This is a genomic window from Kitasatospora sp. NPDC006697, from assembly GCF_042869935.1.
GTDB lineage: Bacteria > Actinomycetota > Actinomycetes > Streptomycetales > Streptomycetaceae > Kitasatospora.
Genome location: NZ_JBIAGU010000034.1, coordinates 36069 through 54018, shown reverse-complemented (window position 1 = coordinate 54018; position 17950 = coordinate 36069). Strand labels below are relative to the sequence as shown.

General features: G+C 74.3%; 21 protein-coding genes. 10 read left to right on the top strand and 11 right to left on the bottom strand.

The window, feature by feature from the left end:
- Nucleotides 1–49: 49 nt before the first annotated feature.
- A complete protein-coding gene (locus tag ACFYNO_RS34085; protein WP_388021401.1) occupies nucleotides 50–3403 on the bottom strand; it encodes an ATP-binding protein in 3354 nt (1117 codons plus the stop codon).
- 113 nt (nucleotides 3404–3516) lie between these two features.
- On the opposite strand from ACFYNO_RS34085, the gene ACFYNO_RS34080 reads away from it, so the two are divergent.
- Nucleotides 3517–4329 (top strand): site-2 protease family protein, encoded by an 813-nt coding sequence (locus ACFYNO_RS34080; RefSeq protein ID WP_388021400.1) that lies wholly within the window; start codon nucleotides 3517–3519, stop codon nucleotides 4327–4329.
- Nucleotides 4330–4372: 43 nt separating this feature from the next.
- Here ACFYNO_RS34080 and ACFYNO_RS34075 read toward each other — a convergent pair whose 3' ends face one another.
- Both ACFYNO_RS34075 and npdG read right to left on the bottom strand, forming a co-directional pair.
- Entirely contained in the window at nucleotides 4373–4561 is a 189-nt protein-coding gene (locus tag ACFYNO_RS34075) for a hypothetical protein (RefSeq protein WP_388021399.1), read from the bottom strand.
- A 141-nt stretch (nucleotides 4562–4702) separates the two neighbouring features.
- Complete coding sequence (gene npdG, locus ACFYNO_RS34070) at nucleotides 4703–5386, bottom strand: NADPH-dependent F420 reductase (protein ID WP_388021398.1); 684 nt, start codon at nucleotides 5384–5386, stop codon at nucleotides 4703–4705.
- Between the two features lie 45 nt (nucleotides 5387–5431).
- Here npdG and ACFYNO_RS34065 point away from each other — a divergent pair, with 45 nt between their 5' ends.
- Complete coding sequence (locus tag ACFYNO_RS34065) at nucleotides 5432–5995, top strand: hypothetical protein (RefSeq protein WP_388021397.1); 564 nt, start codon at nucleotides 5432–5434, stop codon at nucleotides 5993–5995.
- Nucleotides 5996–6002: 7 nt separating this feature from the next.
- Here the strand turns inward: ACFYNO_RS34065 and ACFYNO_RS34060 are convergent, their stop codons facing one another.
- On the bottom strand, nucleotides 6003–6230 hold the full coding sequence (locus ACFYNO_RS34060; RefSeq protein WP_388021396.1) for a hypothetical protein: 228 nt from the start codon (nucleotides 6228–6230) through the stop codon (nucleotides 6003–6005).
- 96 nt (nucleotides 6231–6326) lie between these two features.
- On the opposite strand from ACFYNO_RS34060, the gene map reads away from it, so the two are divergent.
- On the top strand, nucleotides 6327–7175 hold the full coding sequence (gene map / locus ACFYNO_RS34055) for a type I methionyl aminopeptidase (RefSeq protein ID WP_388021395.1): 849 nt from the start codon (nucleotides 6327–6329) through the stop codon (nucleotides 7173–7175).
- 22 nt (nucleotides 7176–7197) lie between these two features.
- Here the strand turns inward: map and ACFYNO_RS34050 are convergent, their stop codons facing one another.
- Entirely contained in the window at nucleotides 7198–7899 is a 702-nt protein-coding gene (locus tag ACFYNO_RS34050) for a bifunctional DNA primase/polymerase (protein WP_388021394.1), read from the bottom strand.
- 306 nt (nucleotides 7900–8205) lie between these two features.
- Between ACFYNO_RS34050 and ACFYNO_RS34045 the strand changes: the two genes are divergently transcribed.
- A complete protein-coding gene (locus ACFYNO_RS34045; RefSeq protein WP_388021393.1) occupies nucleotides 8206–8427 on the top strand; it encodes a hypothetical protein in 222 nt (73 codons plus the stop codon).
- Between the two features lie 21 nt (nucleotides 8428–8448).
- On the opposite strand, the gene ACFYNO_RS34040 is transcribed toward ACFYNO_RS34045, so the two are convergent.
- Nucleotides 8449–9102 carry a PadR family transcriptional regulator gene (locus tag ACFYNO_RS34040; RefSeq protein WP_388021392.1) on the bottom strand — a complete coding sequence of 218 codons (654 nt, stop codon included), beginning with the start codon at nucleotides 9100–9102 and terminating at the stop codon, nucleotides 8449–8451.
- A gap of 257 nt (nucleotides 9103–9359) precedes the next feature.
- On the opposite strand from ACFYNO_RS34040, the gene ACFYNO_RS34035 reads away from it, so the two are divergent.
- From ACFYNO_RS34035 to ACFYNO_RS34020, 4 genes are all read left to right on the top strand, one after another.
- Nucleotides 9360–10172 (top strand): class I SAM-dependent methyltransferase, encoded by an 813-nt coding sequence (locus ACFYNO_RS34035; protein WP_388021450.1) that lies wholly within the window; start codon nucleotides 9360–9362, stop codon nucleotides 10170–10172.
- Between the two features lie 143 nt (nucleotides 10173–10315).
- Nucleotides 10316–10654: a hypothetical protein gene (locus tag ACFYNO_RS34030; protein WP_388021391.1), complete on the top strand. Its 339-nt coding sequence runs from the start codon at nucleotides 10316–10318 to the stop codon at nucleotides 10652–10654.
- A gap of 120 nt (nucleotides 10655–10774) precedes the next feature.
- Complete coding sequence (locus tag ACFYNO_RS34025; protein ID WP_388021390.1) at nucleotides 10775–11164, top strand: hypothetical protein; 390 nt, start codon at nucleotides 10775–10777, stop codon at nucleotides 11162–11164.
- An 85-nt stretch (nucleotides 11165–11249) separates the two neighbouring features.
- The gene (locus ACFYNO_RS34020; RefSeq protein WP_388021389.1) at nucleotides 11250–11645 is read left to right on the top strand and encodes an ACT domain-containing protein; all 396 of its coding nucleotides are present in this window, start codon (nucleotides 11250–11252) and stop codon (nucleotides 11643–11645) included.
- Between the two features lie 8 nt (nucleotides 11646–11653).
- Here the strand turns inward: ACFYNO_RS34020 and ACFYNO_RS34015 are convergent, their stop codons facing one another.
- Nucleotides 11654–13126 carry a DUF2079 domain-containing protein gene (locus tag ACFYNO_RS34015; protein ID WP_388021388.1) on the bottom strand — a complete coding sequence of 491 codons (1473 nt, stop codon included), beginning with the start codon at nucleotides 13124–13126 and terminating at the stop codon, nucleotides 11654–11656.
- 167 nt (nucleotides 13127–13293) lie between these two features.
- On the opposite strand from ACFYNO_RS34015, the gene hemC reads away from it, so the two are divergent.
- The gene (gene hemC, locus ACFYNO_RS34010; protein WP_388021387.1) at nucleotides 13294–14250 is read left to right on the top strand and encodes a hydroxymethylbilane synthase; all 957 of its coding nucleotides are present in this window, start codon (nucleotides 13294–13296) and stop codon (nucleotides 14248–14250) included.
- A 148-nt stretch (nucleotides 14251–14398) separates the two neighbouring features.
- On the opposite strand, the gene ACFYNO_RS34005 is transcribed toward hemC, so the two are convergent.
- The 4 genes from ACFYNO_RS34005 to ACFYNO_RS33990 form a co-directional block, all read right to left on the bottom strand.
- Nucleotides 14399–14566: a hypothetical protein gene (locus ACFYNO_RS34005; RefSeq protein ID WP_388021386.1), complete on the bottom strand. Its 168-nt coding sequence runs from the start codon at nucleotides 14564–14566 to the stop codon at nucleotides 14399–14401.
- 67 nt (nucleotides 14567–14633) lie between these two features.
- Nucleotides 14634–14957 carry an AzlD domain-containing protein gene (locus tag ACFYNO_RS34000; protein WP_388021385.1) on the bottom strand — a complete coding sequence of 108 codons (324 nt, stop codon included), beginning with the start codon at nucleotides 14955–14957 and terminating at the stop codon, nucleotides 14634–14636.
- Nucleotides 14954–15682, bottom strand: a complete 729-nt coding sequence (locus ACFYNO_RS33995) for an AzlC family ABC transporter permease (RefSeq protein WP_388021384.1) — start codon at nucleotides 15680–15682, stop codon at nucleotides 14954–14956. The genes ACFYNO_RS34000 and ACFYNO_RS33995 overlap by 4 nt, the downstream gene beginning before the upstream one ends.
- A gap of 49 nt (nucleotides 15683–15731) precedes the next feature.
- On the bottom strand, nucleotides 15732–17168 hold the full coding sequence (locus tag ACFYNO_RS33990; RefSeq protein WP_388021383.1) for a purine-cytosine permease family protein: 1437 nt from the start codon (nucleotides 17166–17168) through the stop codon (nucleotides 15732–15734).
- Between the two features lie 124 nt (nucleotides 17169–17292).
- Here ACFYNO_RS33990 and ACFYNO_RS33985 point away from each other — a divergent pair, with 124 nt between their 5' ends.
- The gene (locus ACFYNO_RS33985) at nucleotides 17293–17928 is read left to right on the top strand and encodes a TetR/AcrR family transcriptional regulator (protein ID WP_388021382.1); all 636 of its coding nucleotides are present in this window, start codon (nucleotides 17293–17295) and stop codon (nucleotides 17926–17928) included.
- Nucleotides 17929–17950 lie beyond the last annotated feature (22 nt).

The following is a 17950-nucleotide window of genomic DNA, read 5'->3' as shown; positions in this document are numbered from 1 at the left end:
GACGCGCCCGGCTGACGGACCGTCCGGGGGACGGCCCGTCAGCCCGCGTTCAGAGCAGTTCCCGCAGCTCGTCCAACAGGGCCGCGACCTCGTCCCAGCCGAGGTCGCGGCCCTGCTCCACGATCCGGGCGAACTCCTGCTCGCCGAGCAGCGCGGTCAGCAGGTCGGTCCGGCGCTGCCGCTCGATCCGCTCCAGGTAGTGGCTCTGCAGGCCCATCCGGCCGCCGTGCGCGCCGAGCAGCAGCACCGCCCGGCGGGCCGGCTCCGCCTCGCCCGAGTCGCGGGCCAGCTCGGCCAGCACGCTGGCCACCATCGGCAGCAGCTGCAGGGTGACCTGCTGGGCGAAGACGGTGGCCGTCTCCGGCACCTCGCGCAGCGTCCGCAGCCCGACCCGCAGCCGGGCCACGCCCTGCTCCAGCTGGCCGCAGCGGACCCGGACGGTGGCCTCCGCGCAGGCCACCAGGCCGCCGATCAGGGTGGGCAGGAACCGGGAGAGCTGGAGGTGCCGGTCGCGCAGCACGTCCAGCTCGGCCAGCGCCGCCGCCAGGTCGCCGCGGTGGGTGTAGAGGCCGGCCAGCATCAGGTGGCCGTAGAGCTGGGCGCCGTCGGCCTGCAGGCCGCGCCGGGCCGCGCCGGAGATGCCCTCGCGGATCTGCCGCTCGCCCTCCTCCGGCTGGTGCTCCAGCAGCGCCTCGCCGAGCCGCACCTGGAGCATCGGCACCTCCTGCGGGGCGCCGAGCTCCAGCGACAGCTCGATCGCCTGCCGGTAGCGGGCCACCGCGACCAGGCTGTCCCCGGAGAAGCCCGAGGTCTCGGCCTGTGCGGCCAGCGCCTCGACCATGCCCCAGGAGTCGCCGAGCCGGGTGTAGATCTCCATCGCCTCGTCGCCGTCCCGGCGGGCCCGCTCCAGGCCGTCCACCTGGTCGTTGGCCATCTTGGCGCGCAGTTGCAGGGCCCAGGCCAGCTCGCCCTCGCGGCCGAACCGCCGGCAGCCCTCGACCGTCTCGTCGATCATGTCCTGCATCTCGTCGGCCCGGCCGGCCAGGAAGCCGGCGAAGATCCGCAGCATCGCCAGGTAGGTGTGCGACTGCGGCAGGTCGGGGGTGTAGGCGGCCAGCATCCGCGGCGCCCGCTCGACCAGCAGGGGGTCACCGATCACGTCCATGGCGCCCTCGAAGCGGGAGACCATGTGGTAGATCCAGGCCTGCCGGCGGGCCTCCTGCAGCACCGGCTCCGGCCAGGGCAGCGGATGGGACAGCAGGTTCCCGGCCAGCGGGACGGGCGCGGGCGCGCCGGGCGCGAACGGGTCCTCCTGGAGCGCGCAGAGCTGGTCCACCGAGGCGCGGGCCTCGGCCCGGTAGTCACGCATCACCCAGAACCAGCTCAGGCCCAGCACCAGCACCAGCGCGTCCTGCTCGGACCGGGTGGCCAGCGCGTGCCGCAACGCGGTGCGGATGTTCTCGGTCTCGCGGTCCAGCAGGGCCAGCAGCGCGACCTGCCCGGGGCCGTGCAGCCGCTGGTCGGTGAGCCGGACCAGCTCCCGGAAGGCCTCCAGATGGCGGTCGGCGGTCTCCGGTTCGGCGGCCTCGGCGAACCGGTCGGCGGCGTACTCGTGGATCGTCTCCAGCATCCAGTAGCGCGGCTCACCCGGCTGGTTGAGGCCCGCCACCACCAGCGACTTGTCGACCAGCGAGGCCAGCAGCTCGGCCACCTGGGACTGGCGCACCAGCTCGCCGTCGGCGCAGACCTGCTCGGCGTGCTCCAGGGTCCAGCCGCCGGCGAAGACCGAGAGCCGGCGCAGCACCGCCCGCTCCCGGGCGTCCAGCAGCTCCCAGCTCCAGTCCACCACCGCGCGCAGGGTCTGCTGACGGGGCAGCAGCACCCGGCTGCCGCCGGTCAGCAGCGCGAACCGGTGGTCCAGCCGGTCGGCCAGCTGGCGCGGCGTCAGCAGCCGCAGCCGGGCGGCGGCCAGCTCGATCGCCAGCGGCAGGCCGTCCAGCCGGTGGCAGATCTCGGCGCAGGCCGCCGGGTCCTGCTCGACGGCGAAGCCGGGGCGGGCGGCGGCGCCGCGCTCGGCGAGCAGCCGCAGTGCTATCGGGTCGGGCAGCGGCTCGACCGGCAGCACCACCTCGCCGGGCACGCCCAGCGGCTCCCGGCTGGTGGCCAGCACGGTCAGCTGCGGGCACTCGGTCAGCAGCAGGTCGGCGAACTCGGCGACGGACTGGATCAGGTGCTCGCAGTTGTCGAGCAGCAGCAGCATCTTGGCCCGGCCGCAGTGCTCGACCACCCGGCGGACCGGGTCGGCGGCGACCTCGCCGACCGAGTGGTGCACCACGGTGCGCAGGCCCAGCGCGGAGAGCGCCGCGCCGGGCACCGCCGCCGGGTCCTCGATCGGGGCCAGCTCGATCTGCCAGACCCCGTCCGGCCAGGCCCCGGCGGCCTCGGCCTGCCGGCCGGCCTCCACCGAGAGCCGGGTCTTCCCGGAGCCGCCCGGACCGGTCAGGGTGACCAGCCGGGTGCCGCGCAGCAGGTCGGCGACGGCGGCCAGGTCCTGCTCGCGGCCGACGAAGCTGGTCAGCCGGGCCCGCAGGTTGCCCGCGGGGGCGAGCGGCGCGGCGGGTGCGGCCGGTTCGGCGGCGGGCGGGGCGGGCGGGGCAGGGCGCGCGGCGGGGGCCGCCGGGGCGTCCGGCTCCGGCTGCAGCAGCTCCTGGTGCAGCGCCCGCAGCTCGGCGCCCGGGTCGGCGCCCAACTGCTCGGCCAGGTCGCGGCGGACCCGCTCGTACCGCTCCAGCGCCTGCGCGGTGCGGCCGGCCTGGCGCAGCGCCCGGATGCCCAGCGCCTGCAGCGGCTCGTCCAGCGGGTGGTCGGCGCAGAGCCCGGCCAGCTCGGCCAGCAGCTCGGCGCCCCGGCCCAGCGCCAGCTCGGCGGCGATCCGGGCCCGGCGGACCTCGGCCCGCTGCTCCTCCAGCCGGACCGCGTCGCCGGAGCGGTCCGGCAGGTCGGCCAGCGCCGGGCCGCGCCAGAGCGCCAGCGCCTCGCGCAGCAGCGGGGCGGCCTCGGCGGGGGCGCCGTCGGCCAGCGCGGCGGTGCCGGCGGCGGCCAGCTCCTGGAACCGGGTGAGGTCGCTGCGGTCCCCGGTCAGCCAGTAGCCGCCGGGCCCGGAGCCGATCTCGGTGCGGCCGATGGTGCGGCGCAGCCGGCCGACCAGGGTCTGCAGCGCCGCGGAGGCGTCCTGCGGCTGTTCCTCGGCCCAGACCTCGGCCACCAGCGCCTCGGCGGGCGCCGGCCGGCCCTGGCGCAGCACCAGGGCGGCCAGCAGTGCGCGCAGCCGCGCACCGCCCAGCGGGATGGGCGTGCCGTCGTCCTGCCGGGCCGTGGTCGTTCCGAGGATGCCGTAGTGCACCGCACCATTCTGCTGCCTCGATGCCCGCCCCCGTTCCAGTGGCCCGCCCCGCCGGGTTTACACGCCCTATACCCTCCCTACGTGAAACTGGGGACGTTGATCAGGGAGCTGAGATGAGTTTTGCCGACGCCCGCCGCTCCGGCAGCGAGGAGCGCCGGATCAGCCCGGTCTTCTGGGTGCTGCTCGCGATACTCGGCACCTCGGGCTGGGCGGTCTGGGAGGGCTACGGGGCGCCCGGCTTCGGCGTCTTCCTGCTGGTGGTCGCGGGCTGGATGGTCTCGCTCTGCCTGCACGAGTTCGCGCACGCCCGCACCGCGCTGCACGGCGGCGACATCACCGTCGGTGCCAAGGGCTACCTGACGCTCAACCCGCTCAAGTACGCGAACGGGCTGACCAGCTTCGTGCTGCCGGTGGTCTTCGTGCTGCTCGGCGGCATCGGCCTGCCCGGCGGCGCGGTCTTCATCGAGCGGCACCGGATCCAGGGCCGGCTCAAGCACAGCCTGATCTCGGCGGCCGGGCCGCTGGTCAACGTGGTCTTCGCGATCGCCCTGATGGTGCCGGTCGGCCAGGGCTGGCTGGACGACACCCCCGGCACCACCACGGTCGGCGGCATGTACCAGGTGCACCTGTTCCCGGTGGCGCTGGCCTTCCTGGCGCTGCTGCAGGTGAGCGCGGCGCTGCTGAACCTGCTGCCGGTGCCGGGCCTGGACGGTTACGGGATCATCGAGCCCTGGCTCTCGCCGCAGACCCGGCGGGCCGTCCAGCCGTTCGCCCCGTACGGCCTGCTGGCGGTCTTCGTGGTGCTCTGGCAGTCGCAGGTGAACGGCTGGTTCTTCGACCAGGTCTACCGGATCATGGGCTGGTTCGGCGTGAACGAGTACTACACCTACTTCGGGCAGCACCTGTTCCGGTTCTGGAACCAGTGAGGCGCTGGGGGCCGTCCGGCGCGAACCGTCGGACAGCCCGCCCCTAGCCCTGCTGCTGCTCGGCGGCCCGGGCCAGCTTCTCCTTGCGCAGGTGGAACCAGGCGATGTTGCTGGAGACGCCGGCCAGCAGCACCCAGATCACGCCGAGCCAGTTGCCCTGCACGAAGGAGACCACCGCGGCGGCCACCGCGAGGACGAAGACGATCGAGGCGTAGAGGGCGTTGCGGGGCATCTGTCCGGCTTCCGGTCGGGTCGGCGCGGCCGGCCGCGGAGGACCGGGGCGCGCGTGGTCGCCGTCCATTCTCGCCGACGGTCCGGGCCCACCCGTCACAGGGTGGCCCGGACCGTCGGCGTGCGGGGCGCGGTGGGCGGCTCAGACGTCGGTGATCCGCAGGCCGGCGTGCGCCTTGTAGCGGCGGTTGACCGAGATCAGGTTGGCCACCAGCGACTCCACCTGGTGGGCGTTGCGCAGCCGGCCGGCGAAGACGCCGCGCATCCCGGGGATCCGGGAGGCGAGGGCCTGCACCAGCTCGGTGGCGGCCCGGTCCTCGCCGAGCACCATCACGTCGGTGTCGATCCGCTCCACCGCGGGGTCCTGCAGCAGCACCGCGGAGAGGTGGTGGAAGGCGGCGGTCACCCGGGAGTCGGGCAGCAGGGCGGCGGCCTGCTGGGCGGCGCTGCCCTCCTCGGGCACCAGGGCGTAGGCGCCCTGCTTGTCGAAGCCGAGCGGGTTGACGCAGTCCACCACGATCTTGCCGGCCAGCTCGGCCCGCAGGCCGGCCAGGGTCTCGCCGTGCCCGTCCCAGGGCACCGCGACGATCACGATGTCGCTCCCGGCGGCGCAGGCCGCGTTGTCGGCGCCGCGCACGCCGTGGCCGATCTCGGCCGCGGCGGCCTCGGCCCGTTCGGCGCTGCGGGAGCCGATGATCACCTGCTGGCCGGCCAGGGCCAGCCGGTAGGCCAGGCCGCGGCCCTGGTCGCCGGTGCCGCCGAGCACGCCGACCACCAGGCCGGCGACCTCGTTCCCGGCTTTGGTCGCTGAATCGAGGGAAGTCATACCGAGATCCTGCCAAAGCCGACCGCCCGGCTCCATGCTTCGGCCATGGACGTCTCCGGAGTATCCGAACTGCGCGCCGCGCTCGCCGGCTCCCCCCTGCTGGACGCCACCCGTTCGTTCGCCGGCGCGCTGCGCGGCGCGGTCACCCGGCGCACCGCGCGCGGACTGCTGCTGGTCGGCCCGGCCGCGCACGAGCCGTGGCACCTGGCCGCGCACCTGGCGGACGAGGCCGCCTGGTCCGAAGTGCCGCAGCTGGCGCCCTCGCTGATCCGCCACCAGCCGGACCGGCCGGGCGGCCTGGACCGGCTGTCGGCCGCCCGGCGGGGCGAGACGGTGCTGGTGGTCACCCCGGAGGCGAGCGGCGGGGCGCTGCTGGAGCGGGTCGCGGACGCCCGGCGGGGCGGGGCCGTGGTGCTGGCGCTGGAGGCGGGCGACCCGGAGCTGGCCGCGCTGGCGCACGACCGGCTGACCGTGGAGGACCAGGACGGGCCGGGCTTCGAACTGGTGCAGCACCTGGTCAGCGCGGCGGCCGGGGAGCGGGCCAGGGCCCGGACCCGGCTGGCGCGGCTGGTGCGGCAGCTCTCGGTGGAGCCGGCGAAGCGCTGGTGACGGCCGGTCAGCTCCGGTCGTCCTCCGGGCGCTCGTCGTTCCAGGCCGGGTCGTTGCGCCATTCGCGATTGCGCTCGGCGGCGGTCTCCAGGGCGTGCGCCGCCTCCTCGCGGGTCTGGTAGGGCCCCAGCCGGTCCTTGGCGGCGCACTGCGGACCCTCTTCGACGGTCTGGTGCTTGAGGCAGAAGAACCACTCACCGGGCTTGCCGGTGGGCTGGTGGTGGAAGAGCGGCATGGGACCTCCTCGGACGTGCTCTGACCGGATCCTGCCCGGGCCGCGCCTTCGCACACACAGCCGGGCCGGGCCGACCCCGCGGGATAGACTCCGCGCATGGCTCACCTCGTTCCCGGCACGCAGTCCCCCGTCCGCAAGGTACCGGCGCACATCGCTCGTCCGGAGTACGTCGGCAAGCCGATGCCGACCCCGTACACCGGCCCCGAGGTGCAGGACGCCGAGACGGTCGAGAAGATGCGGATCGCCGGCCGGATCGCCGCGCAGGCGATGGAGGCGGCGGCGGCGCTGATCGCGCCGGGGGTGACCACCGACCGGCTGGACGAGGTGGCGCACGAGTACATGTGCGACCACGGCGCCTACCCGTCGGACCTGGGCTACCGGGGCTTCCCGAAGTCGATCTGCACCTCCGTCAACGAGGTGATCTGCCACGGCATCCCGGACTCGACGGTGCTGCAGGACGGCGACATCGTCAACATCGACGCGACCGCCTTCATCCACGGCGTGCACGGCGACCTCAACGCCACGTACCTGGTCGGCGAGGTGGACGAGGAGTCCCGGCTGCTGGTCGAGCGGACCCGGGAGTCGCTCAACCGGGCGATCAAGGCGGTCAAGCCCGGGCGGCAGATCAACGTGATCGGCCGGGTGATCGAGTCCTACGCCAAGCGGTTCGACTACGGCGTGGTGCGGGACTTCACCGGGCACGGGATCAACACCTCGTTCCACTCCGGCCTGATCATCCCGCACTACGACAGCGACCGGGCCACCCAGGTGATCAAGCCCGGGATGACCTTCACCATCGAGCCGATGCTGACCCTGGGCACCTACGACTACGAGGTCTGGCCGGACGGCTGGACCGTGGTGACCAAGGACCGCAAGCGGACCGCGCAGTTCGAGCACACCCTGGTGGTCACGGCCGACGGCGCGGAGATCCTGACCCTGCCGTAGCAGCCGCGGCGGCGGTGGCGGCTCAGCCGATCAGCCACTGCTCCTCGGCGACCGCGCCGACCTCGGTGCAGGCGTCCGTGAGCACGTCGAGCACCCGCAGCGGATCGGGCAGCGGGTGCTCGGGGCCGCGCAGCCAGCAGACCTCGCTGCCGTCCGGCAGCGCGGCCGGCGGCAGCAGGGTGTAGGAGCCGCGGCAGTGCCAGCGCATGCCGGGGTGCTCGGAGGCCGAGTCCGGGTGGCTGTCCAGCTCGGAGGACCAGAACTCGTCCTCGTCCTCCGGGGTGCCGCGGGTGGCGGTGAAGAAGAGGTAGCGGTCCTCGCCGACCGAGGCCACCGGGCCCTCGATGCCGAGTTCGGTGAGCCGGGCCAGCGCCAGCCGGCCCGCCTCGGCCGGCACGTCCAGCACGTCGTGGGCGCGGCCGGTGGCGGTGATGAAGTTGGCCTGCGGGTCGCGGGAGAGCCAGCGGCTCAGCTGCTCGGCGTCGGTGGTGGCCTGGGACTGCCAGGCGAAGGAGACCGGGTGCCGGGCGGGTGCCGGACAGCCGACCCGGTCGCAGGAGCAGCGGTGGCCGGCCGGGTGCGCGGCGGGCGCCAGCGGGAAGCCGGCCTTGACCGAGGCGAGCAGCAGGTCCAGTCTGGCCTGCGGAGTTCCGGCGCCGGATGCCGGTCCGGTGCGCTCCCGATCGCGCCGCAACCACGCCGTCCACCTGCCGCTGGCTACCATCGGGCCCCTTCCGCACGGCTGTGACTGGTGTGCCACAGCGTTCGACGCAACAACCGACGCAACGCCGGGTGCGGCCCGCTGCTTCCCAGGTCCCGCCCCAGCCGTCCACCGGGCAGCCGGCACCGGGGTCACCGGTCGGCCCACGCCCTCCGGTCCACTCGGTTCCACTCGCAGGGGATCGCCAGGCCCGGAGGCGTACTGAGCAGGATAAGGGAGCGGCGGGGCTGCTCCGTCCCAGGGGGGTTTGGGAGCCGGGCCCAGCTGGTGCGAAGCTGGACGGACCGGGCACGAGGAAGGGCGGGAGCGATGCGCAGTGCGGACACCGAGTTCGTCGGCGGACCACTGGACGGGCGGGTGCTGCCGATCCTGCTGAGTCCGTTCAACGCGGTGCCCAAGGTGTACCGGGTGCCGGTGCCGGCCTACGGCAACCGCGCGGCCGAGACCCTGGTCTACGACCGGGCCAAGGTGCACGACGCCAAGGGGCGGCCGCGGTGGCGGTACGAGTACCGGCCGCCCCAGGGCGCGTGATCGGTCCCCCGTCCTCGGGGTTCACTCCTGCCCGGCGTCGGTGACGCTGCCCGCGTCGCCGTCGGCGTCGGCCAGGATCAGGTAGAGCCTCTTGCGGGCGTCGGTGAGCACGGCCAGGCCCTTGGCGCGCTGCTCCTCGGTGCCGGTGGCCATCACCTGGCGGACCGCGTGGTCCAGCGAGGCCAGCGCCTGGCCGACCTCCTGCACCGCGGCCCAGTCGACCCCGCGGCCGGCCTCCAGCCAGGGCTCGTCGGAGCCCTGCTCGGCCTCCGCACGGCCGGCCTCGGTGAGCGTGAAGAGCCGCTTGCCGCCCGACTCCTGAGCCTGGATCAGGCCCTCCTCCTCCAGCAGCTGGAGGGTCGGGTAGACCGAGCCCGGGCTGGGCCGCCAGGTGCCCGCGGTGCGCTCACCGATCTCGGTGATCATCTCGTAGCCGTGCATCGGCCGGTCCTTGAGCAGTGCCAGCAGCGAGGCGCGGACATCTCCGCGCCGGGCCCGGCCGCCGTGCCGGCCGCGACCGCGGTGCGGCCCGCCGAAGCCGAAGGGGCCGCCGCCCATCGGCGGGAACGGCGGGCGGGGCGGGCCGAACGCCCCCCGCCGGCCGTCGAACTCGCCGTTCGCACTGTCTTCGAAGCGGGACCAGGGCCCGCGGCGGTGTCGTCGTTCCGTACGCATGGCGTGCCTCCTGGGTGTCTTGTCGATCGAGCGTTCTGCCGATCGAGTGTTCTGTCGATCAGGTGTCTCATCGATATCGCCCGCGCCTTCCGCGAACGCTCTCGATGTCTCGACGATATATCGCTGACTGTCGAGCGTCAACGATATATCGGGATCTGTCGCCGATGGCCTCTGTCGGCGAATCCCATGGGGGCAGCTGCTCCTGCGCCTAGGCTGGCGCGGTGACTGATGAGCAGGAGCAGGTGAAGCCGTCGGGAGTGTGGGCCACGGCGGTGGGGGTGGCACGGGTACGGGCTCTTGAGACCGAGCGGGAGAACGCGCTGTTCCGCGACCCGCTGGCACAGGCCTTCGCGACGGCCGGCGGCCTGTGGCCCTCCTCGCCGCCGCCCGGTGACGAGGGCGCGCAGCGCCGCCGGACGGCGGTGGCGTTCTCCATCGTCATCAGGACGAAGTTCCTCGACGACCTGTTGCGGGAGGCCTCCGCCGCCGGGGTCCGGCAGGTCGTGCTGCTCGGCGCCGGCATGGACAGCCGGGCCTTCCGGATGGACTGGCCCGAGGGCACCCGGCTCTTCGAGGTCGACACCGCCGAGCCACTGGACTTCAAGGCATCGGTGCTGCGCCAGGAGCGGGCCGCCGCGCGCTGCGAGCGGATCACCGTCGCGGTGGATCTGCGCGAGGACTGGCCGGGCGCGCTGGCCGCCGCGGGGCACGACCCGGCGGCGCCGACCGTGTGGATCGCCGAAGGGCTGCTGATCTATCTGCCCGAGGATGCGGTGGAGCTGCTGCTGGCCCGGATCAGCGCGCAGTCGGCGCCGGGCAGTCGGATGGGGCTCACGTTGGGCTCCCGGGGCGTGATCGAGCGCTTCGGCGCGGACGCCGTGCCGGGATCGGCGGCCTCCATGTGGGTCTCGGAGATGCCCGACGACCCGGTTGGCTGGCTGGCCGGGCACGGCTGGGAGGCCGAGTGCCACACCCTGCGTGAGCGCGCTGCCGCCTACGGCCGCCCGAGCAGCACTCCGCCGCAGCGCGAGGAGGGGCCCGGCGGACTGGTGTCGGCGATCCGCCGGTAGCGCGGAAGGCCGGGTGTGAGGCCCGTGGCCGCAACCGGTGCCGGGGGCGGGAGCGTCCGGAAGCAGTGGATCACGGGCTTCGGGGGGATGGCATGCGGCAGGTGCGTTGGCGCGGGGTGCTCGGTGGCTCGGCGTGGGGGGTCGTGGCGTTCGTCCTGGCCACGGTCGGCTTGCTCGTCGGCATCGACCGCGTCGCTGCGAGGTGGCACTGGTGTCTCACCCAGGATCACGAGACGAATCCGGACCTGGTCAGGGGGAACCGGGCCGCGTGGGTGATCATGCTCATCGTGCTGCTGGTGCTCATCGTGCTGCTCCGGCCGCTGCCGAGGAGCAGCTGGTATCTGCTGCCGGTCCTGGTCGCCGCCACTGCCGCCCTGACCTGGCTCTACGTAGCGGGGATGGGGCAGCCGGCCCCGCTGCACCCCGGGGACGCACCGGAGGCCGGGTGCTGGAACATGCCGACCTTTCCCTTCACCGGCTGACCGCACCGGCCCCTGACCGGCAGTGATCCCTCCTCACTGTGACGGGACGGCCGACACTGCCCGCCGCGGCTGCCGGACCCCGCCTCGGCCGCGTTTGTCATGTGCTGCGAGAGTGGCCCGATGCTGCTGAGTCCGGAGAAGAGCCTGTTCGTCCGGGGCACCGTCCCTGCGCTGCTGCTGTCCGAGGCGCCGGTGCACGGAGTGCTGCCGCCCGTGGTCGCGCCGGACGGCGCGGTGCCCTGGTGCAAGGGGTGGAGCCTGATGCCGCTGGCCACCATGTGCGTGGTGGACGGGCCGGGCGAGTCCGGGGTTCTGGTGCAGGCCGCGCTGGCGCCGGTGGTGGACGGCACCGGGCTGGGCACGATGGCCGACTGGCGCGCGGACGCCGAACGGGCCGGCGGTGCCGTGGTGCTCTCGCTCGCCCGGCTGCCCGAGGTGCTGGACTGGCCGTACCTGCTCGGCTCCGGCACCTCGCACGGCGGGTTCGTGCCGCGGCTGCCGGTGGGGTGAGCTTTCGGCCGATCTGCCGAGTGCGCGTCGGATGAGTGCGCGTCAGAGGGGTCGCGAACCGGCTCCGGGGCGCTAGCGTGTCGCCATGGCTGAGAGAGATCTTCGGACGCTGCTGGCGGGGATGGACCCGGTGCTCAACCCCGGGCGGTATGTCTACTGCACCTTCCCCGGGCGGGTGCCGACCGGGCTGCGGCCGGTGGTGACGGTGGCCGAGGCGGAGGGCGTGACGGCCGTGGTGGAGCAGTCCGAGGCGGATGCGCTCGGACTCGCCTACACCTTCCCGTCCGCCTGGATCACGCTGCGGATCCACTCGGCCCTGGACGCCGTCGGCCTGACGGCGGCGGTGGCCGGGCGGCTCACCGAGCACGGCATCAGCTGCAACGTGGTGGCCGGATTCCACCACGACCACCTGTTCGTGGCCGCCGAGCACGCCGAGCAGGCGGTGAAGGCGCTCGGGGAGCTGGCGGCGGAGTCGGGCTGAGGCGCGGGCTACTGGCGCCGCAGCACGCTGACCTGGTCGCGGTCGAAGACCACCGCGTACCGGGCCCCCGGGTGCAGGGCGGCGCCGTAGGCCGGGAGGTCGGAGGGGCCGCCGTTCCAGCCCGCCGTGTCGATCACCAGGTAGTCCGGCGGCACCGGCTTGCTGCCGCCGAGCCAGTAGGCGTCGTCGCGGGCCGCCAGCCGGGAGAGCGGGCCGGTGGTGGACTCCACCCGCACCCCCTGCGGCACCGCGGCGACGGCGGCCCGCAGCGCGGCGGCGTGCGGGCCGCCGCTCCAGACGCCCGGGTCGGCCAGGCCGCCCAGGCCCACCGGCAGGCTGACCGTGCAGGCCACCGCGATCGCCGCCGAGGCCGGCACCATGCCCTCGGCGAAGCCCTTGAGCAGCGGGCGGCGGGAGCGGCGGGCCCGGGCCACCACGTCCACCAGGGCGAGGAAGAGGATCGGCATCAGGGTGGCGCTGTAGTGCCAGTCGGTGCCCCAGAACATCGGGTTGGCCGAGCCGAACCGCCAGGCCAGGGTGGGCAGCGCGAGCAGCACCAGCGGTGAGCGCAGGGCGAGGAAGCCGACGATGCCGAAGAGCCAGCCGCAGGTCTTCCAGACCGTCCAGCGGGTGAACGGGGCCAGCAGCAGGTGCCACAGCCGGGGGTGGCCGCCGTCCGGCAGCTTGCTCCAGTAGTCGTACTGGTGCTGCGGGTTGAAGTGCGGGATCAGCGCGCCCATGGTCAGCGCCATGCAGCCGAAGCCGAACAGCACCAGCACCGCGCCGGCGGCCCAGCGCCGGGCCATCACCATCAGCACCACGCCGACCGCCGTGACGGTCAGCCCCAGGTCCTCCTTGACCAGCACCAGCGGCATCGCCCACCAGGCCGCCCGGTCCCAGCGGCCCAGCAGCAGCTGGCGGCCGATGACGGCGAGCAGCGGCACGGCGAAGGCGATCTCGTGGAACTCGAAGTCCAGGGCGCGCTGCAGGCCCCAGGAGAGGCCGTAGGCCACGCCGATCAGCAGGCCCTTGCTGCGGCCGCCGAGCAGCCGCTCGGCGGTGTCCGAGACCACCCCGACCGACCAGGCGAACAGGCCCGCCTGGACCACCAGCAGCATCGCCGAGGAGGGCCAGAGCCACCAGAGGGGCGCCAGCAGCGCGACGATCGGCGACCAGTGGTCACCCAGCGCGTTGAAGCCCGGGCCCTTGATCGAGAGGATCGGCGCGCCGAAGTGCGCGTAGCCCTTGACCTCCTCGGTGAAGATGCCGAGGTCCCAGGAGGGGGCGCCGAAGCGCTGGTAGCGCAGCAGGGCGTCGAGCGAGAAGCCGATCAGGAAGACGGCGGCGAGGGCCAGGTGCGGGGCGAGCTCGCGCAGCCGGTCGACGTCGACGGCCCGGACGGCCTCGGCGGCGCGGGCGGCGAGCCGCCGGGACTGTTCGCGGCGCTGGGTCGGGATCGCGGTTTCGCGGGTCTCGGCCATCCGCGGGGCAGCCCTCTCGTCGGTTCCTGCTGGTTCGTTCGCATGCCTGGAGAAAATCGAATGCGTCGTACGAATGGTGCAGATTACCGTGCGTGCCGTTGACGCCGCCGGGAACGCCCGCGGCCGTTGCGCCGATCGGGCCGCCGCGGACCCCCTATCGTGGTGCCATGTCCACTGGTGCCGTGTCGCCCGCCCTGCCCGCCGTGCTGCGGATCGTCTCCCGCTCCTCCCCGATGGCGCTCGCCCAGGTCGACCGGGTACGGGCCGAACTGACCGCGCTGCACCCGGGCTTGCGGACCGAGGTGGTGCCGGTCACCACCTCGGGCGACCGCTGGACCGGCGCGCTCTCGGCGCTCGGCGGCAAGGGCGCGTTCACCAAGGAGGTGGACGCGGCCCTGCTGGCCGGCGAGGCCGACCTGGCGGTGCACTGCGTCAAGGACGTACCGGCCGACCGACCGCTGCCGGCGGGCACCGTGTTCGCCGCCTTCCTGCGCCGGGACGACGTGCGGGACGCGCTGGTGCACCCGGGCGGGCTGACCCTCGATCAGCTGCCGGGCGGGACCCGGATCGGCACCTCCTCGGTCCGGCGGATCGCCCAGCTCTCGCTCAGCCACCCCGAGCTGGTCTGCGTACCGATGCGGGGCAACGCCAACCGCCGCCTGGAGAAGCTCGCGGCCGGCGAGGCCGACGCCCTGCTGCTCGCCGCCGCCGGCCTGGAGCGGATCGGGGCGACCGACCGGATCACCGAGGTGCTCTCCACCGAGGTCATGTGCCCACCGGTCGGCGCCGGCGTGCTGGCCCTGCAGTGCCGCGAGGACGACGCCGCCACCATCGCGGCCGTCAGCGGCCTGGGCGACGAGAACGCCTGGCGCGAGACCACCGCCGAACGCATGCTGCTGCACGTGCTCCAGGGCCACTGCAACAGCCCCATCGCCGGCCTGGCCCGCGCCGAGCGCGACGGCCGGCTCTCGCTGCGCGGCCGGGTCTTCTCCCCCGACGGGAAGGTGGTCCTGGACGCCCACGAGTGGGCCGGGCCGCTGGACCCGGCGACGCTGGGGACGTCGGTGGCGGTGGCGCTGCTGCGGCAGGGGGCGCGGGATGTGATCGACAGCATTCCGCACTGAGGGGCGCGGGGGGAGCGGTGCTCACGAGCCGGAGCGGTGGTCGCCGACCAGAGCGGTGCTTGCCGACCAGAGCAGTGCTCGCGATCGAGAGCACTGCTCTTGGGTGAGAGCGGCGCCCTGCTGTGTGAGCACTGCTCTCACCCGCACATCACTCCCCCTCGCGGCGGCGCTCCTCGGCGGCCTCGGCCACGCCCGCCTCGTGGCCGGCCTGGTAGACGCGGCGGACGAACTCGGCGGCCTGCTCCTGGGTCAGGTCGCTGGTGAGCGTCATCAGTTCATCGGTGAAGCGGACCAACCAGTGCTGTCGATGTGCCATGGAATCCATGACACATCGTCAGGCTCCGGCCCGCGCGCGGAGGGCGGCCGTCCGAGCGGGGCGGCGCTCAGTGCACCCCCAGCAGCCGCAGCCCCGCCGCCGTGGCCGCGGCAGCCAGCACCACCAGCACGAACGGCACCTTCCGCCAGGCCAGCACCCCGCCGACCACCACCCCGGCGGGCCGCGCCCAGCCCGCCGCGCCGTGACCCTCGTACAGCGCGGTCGTGGCCACCAGCGCGGTGAGCAGCACCACGGAAGCGGTCTCCAGCAGCCGCTCCACCCGCGGCGGGAAGTCGACCCGGGCCCGCAGCAACGGTCCGGCGAGCCGGAACCCGAAGGTCCCGGCGGCCAGGGTGAGCGCCGCGACCAGCAGCACCATGTGGTGGCTCATTCCGTCCCCTCCCGTTCCTCTTCCTCTTCCCCGCCGTCCGTGCCCGCCTTCCCCGCCCCGCCGCCCCCGGGCACCGCCAACCCCACCAACCCCAGCAGCACCGGCAGCCCCGCCGGCAGGAACGGCGCCGTCGCCAGCGCCACCGCGGCACCCGTCAGCGCCGCCCGCCGCTTCGCCCCGTCCCGCAGCGCCGGCAGCACCAGCGCGAGCAGCACCGCGGGGAACATCGCGTCGAGCCCGAACGCATCGGTGTCGTGCACCGCCGAGCCGAGCACCGCGCCCAGCAGCGCGCCCGACGGCCAGCAGACCAGGATGCCCAGCCCGCAGAGCCAGTAGGCGGTCCGCCTGCGCACCGGGTCCCGTTCGGAGAGGGCGAAGACCACGCTCTCGTCGTTCATCACATGGCTGCCGAGCAGCCGGCGCCAGCCCTGTCCCAGCACGTCGGGCAGCGAGAGCCCGAACGGCAGGTGCCGGGCGTTGACCAGCAGCCCGGCCGCCACCGCCGCGAACGGGTTGCCGCCCGCCGCGACGATGCCCACGAAGAGGAACTCCGAGGCGCCCGCCAGCACCAGGCACCCCATCACCGCCGGCAGCCAGGCCGGCAGGTGGGAGGCCACCGCGATGGTCCCGTACGAGACCCCGATCACCCCGACCGCGAGGCAGACCAGCCCCACGTCCCGCGCCAGCGCGCGGTCGACGCCCCGCCATATCGCTATCGCTCTCATGCCCCCATCTCATCACCCGTCGCACGGGTGACCGCCGGGGAAACGGGCTTCAGCGGATCAACCAGCCCTTCCGCCCCCGCATCACCACCGCGTACACCCCTGCTCCCCCCAGCACCCCCACCGGCAGCGACAGGTCCACGCCGCCCAGCGCCCGCGCCACCGGCCCGGTGTACAGCGGGTTGTCGGCGCAGAGCGCCGCCGCGCCCGCGGCCGCCACCAGCGCCGCGATCCCGGCCGGGTTGACGCCCGCGCGGTACCAGAACGGACCGCCCGGCGCCTGGTCGCTGAGCTGCTGCCCGTCGTAGCGGTTGCGGCGCAGCAGGACGTCGGTCGCGTAGATCGCGAGGGTCGGTCCCATCAGCACCACCATCAGCTCCAGCACGCTGGTGACGGTGGCGAGGAAGTTGGAGACCAGCAGCGCGTACAGCGTGAGCGCGACGCCCACCGCGCCGTCCAGCGCGACGCTGCGCGAGCGCCGCAGCCGCAGCCCGACGGCCTGCAGGGCGAGGCCGGAACTGTAGGCGGTCATCGCGTTGTTGGCCATCGCGGAGAGCACCACGGCGAGCAGGAAGGCGGGCCGGAACCAGCCGGGCAGGATCGCCTCCAGGGCGTCCTGCGGGTCGGTCATGTCCAGCGCGGTGCCCGCCACCGCGCCGAGGAAGGTGAAGAGCACGCTGGGCAGGTAGGCGCCGAGCGCGGTCCAGCCGGCGACGGCGGCGGGGCGGGTGTCGCGGGGCAGGTAGCGGGCGAAGTCGGCGCTGTTGTTGTAGGAGAGCGGCGCGGAGGCGACCAGGGTGAGCGCGGCGGCCAGCGCGGCGGCCAGCGCGGTGCCGTGCAACGGCTGCTGCGGCCGGTAGTGCCAGTCGGCCCGGGTGAGCACGCAGCCCGTCAGCACCGCGAAGACGGCGGTGAGCAGCAGGGTGAAGGGCAGGTACAGGCGGACGATGGTGGCGTGCCCGTAGACGCTGATCGCCAGGGTGGCCGCGGCGACGGCGACGATCACCGCGACCTTGACCGGGGTGGAGGGGCGCAGTCCGGCCTCGTCGACCAGGGTGAAGGCGGCCAGCGAGCCCGCCGCCCAGTTGAGCGCCAGGTAGCAGACCGAGGCGAACCAGCCGGTGAGCAGGATGTTGCCCCGGTTGCCGCGGATGCCGAACGCCGCCCGCATGATCACCTCGCTCGGCGTGCCCGAGGCCGGGCCGCTGACCGCGACCAGGCCGACCAGCGCCCAGAACAGGTTGCCGGCCACGATCACGGCCAGCGCCTGCCAGAGGTCGAGGCCGAGCAGGATCAGCCCGCCGCCGACCACCAGGCTGAGGTAGCTGACGTTGGGCGCGGCCCAGACGGCGAACAGGTCCCGGGCCCGGCCGTGGCGTTCGGCGTCGGGGATCACGTCGATGCCGTGGGCCTCCACCGCGCCGGCTCGGTCCGCCCGGCCGGGTGTCTCGGGGCCGGCCGTCTGCGGGCCTGGGATCGTGGATGCCATGGAGTCCTCCGAATCAACGAGCACTGGGGGCGGCTTGTCGACAAGCGGCTCATCAACGGACGAGGTATCGACGAGCGGTGGGGGCGGCTTGCCTATTGGTCGCACATCCAATAGCGTGCCGGGCATGTCGTCAAGCGTCCGGCCGAAGCGGACCCGGAAGTCACCGCAGGAGCGGCGGGCCGAGATCGTCTCCGCCGCCTCGGCGATCGCGCTGGCCGAGGGGCTGGAGTGCCTCACCGTGCGGCGGGTCGCCGACGAGCTGGCGGTGCGCCCCGGGCTGATCAGCCACTACTTCCCGGTCGCCGAGGACCTGGTGGCCGAGGCGTTCGGCGTCGCGGCCGGCGGCGAGCTCGACGAGCTGCTGCCCGACCGCCCGGCCGAGCCGCCGCTGGACCGGCTGGCCCGGTTCCTCTCGCTCACCACCGGCGAGCGGTACGACGCGATGAGCCGGCTCTGGCTCAACGCCCGCCACCTCAGCCGCTACCGGCCGGCCCTGCGCGACCGGGTCGGCCACCAGGAGAGGCGCTGGCGCGACCGGCTCACCGAGCTGGTCGAACATGGCGTCGCCACCGGCGCGTTCCGCAGCACCGACCCGCCCGGCGCGGCCGTGCAGCTGCTGGTGGTGCTGGACGGCCTCGGCGCGCACGCCAACACCGAGCGCGGCGACCGCCCGCCGGTGGTCGCCACGCTGGCGGCCGCCACCGCCGAACGGGTGCTCGGCCTGACCGCCGGCACCCTGACCGACCCCGCGCGGAGCTGACCCCACGCGGAGCACCGCCCGT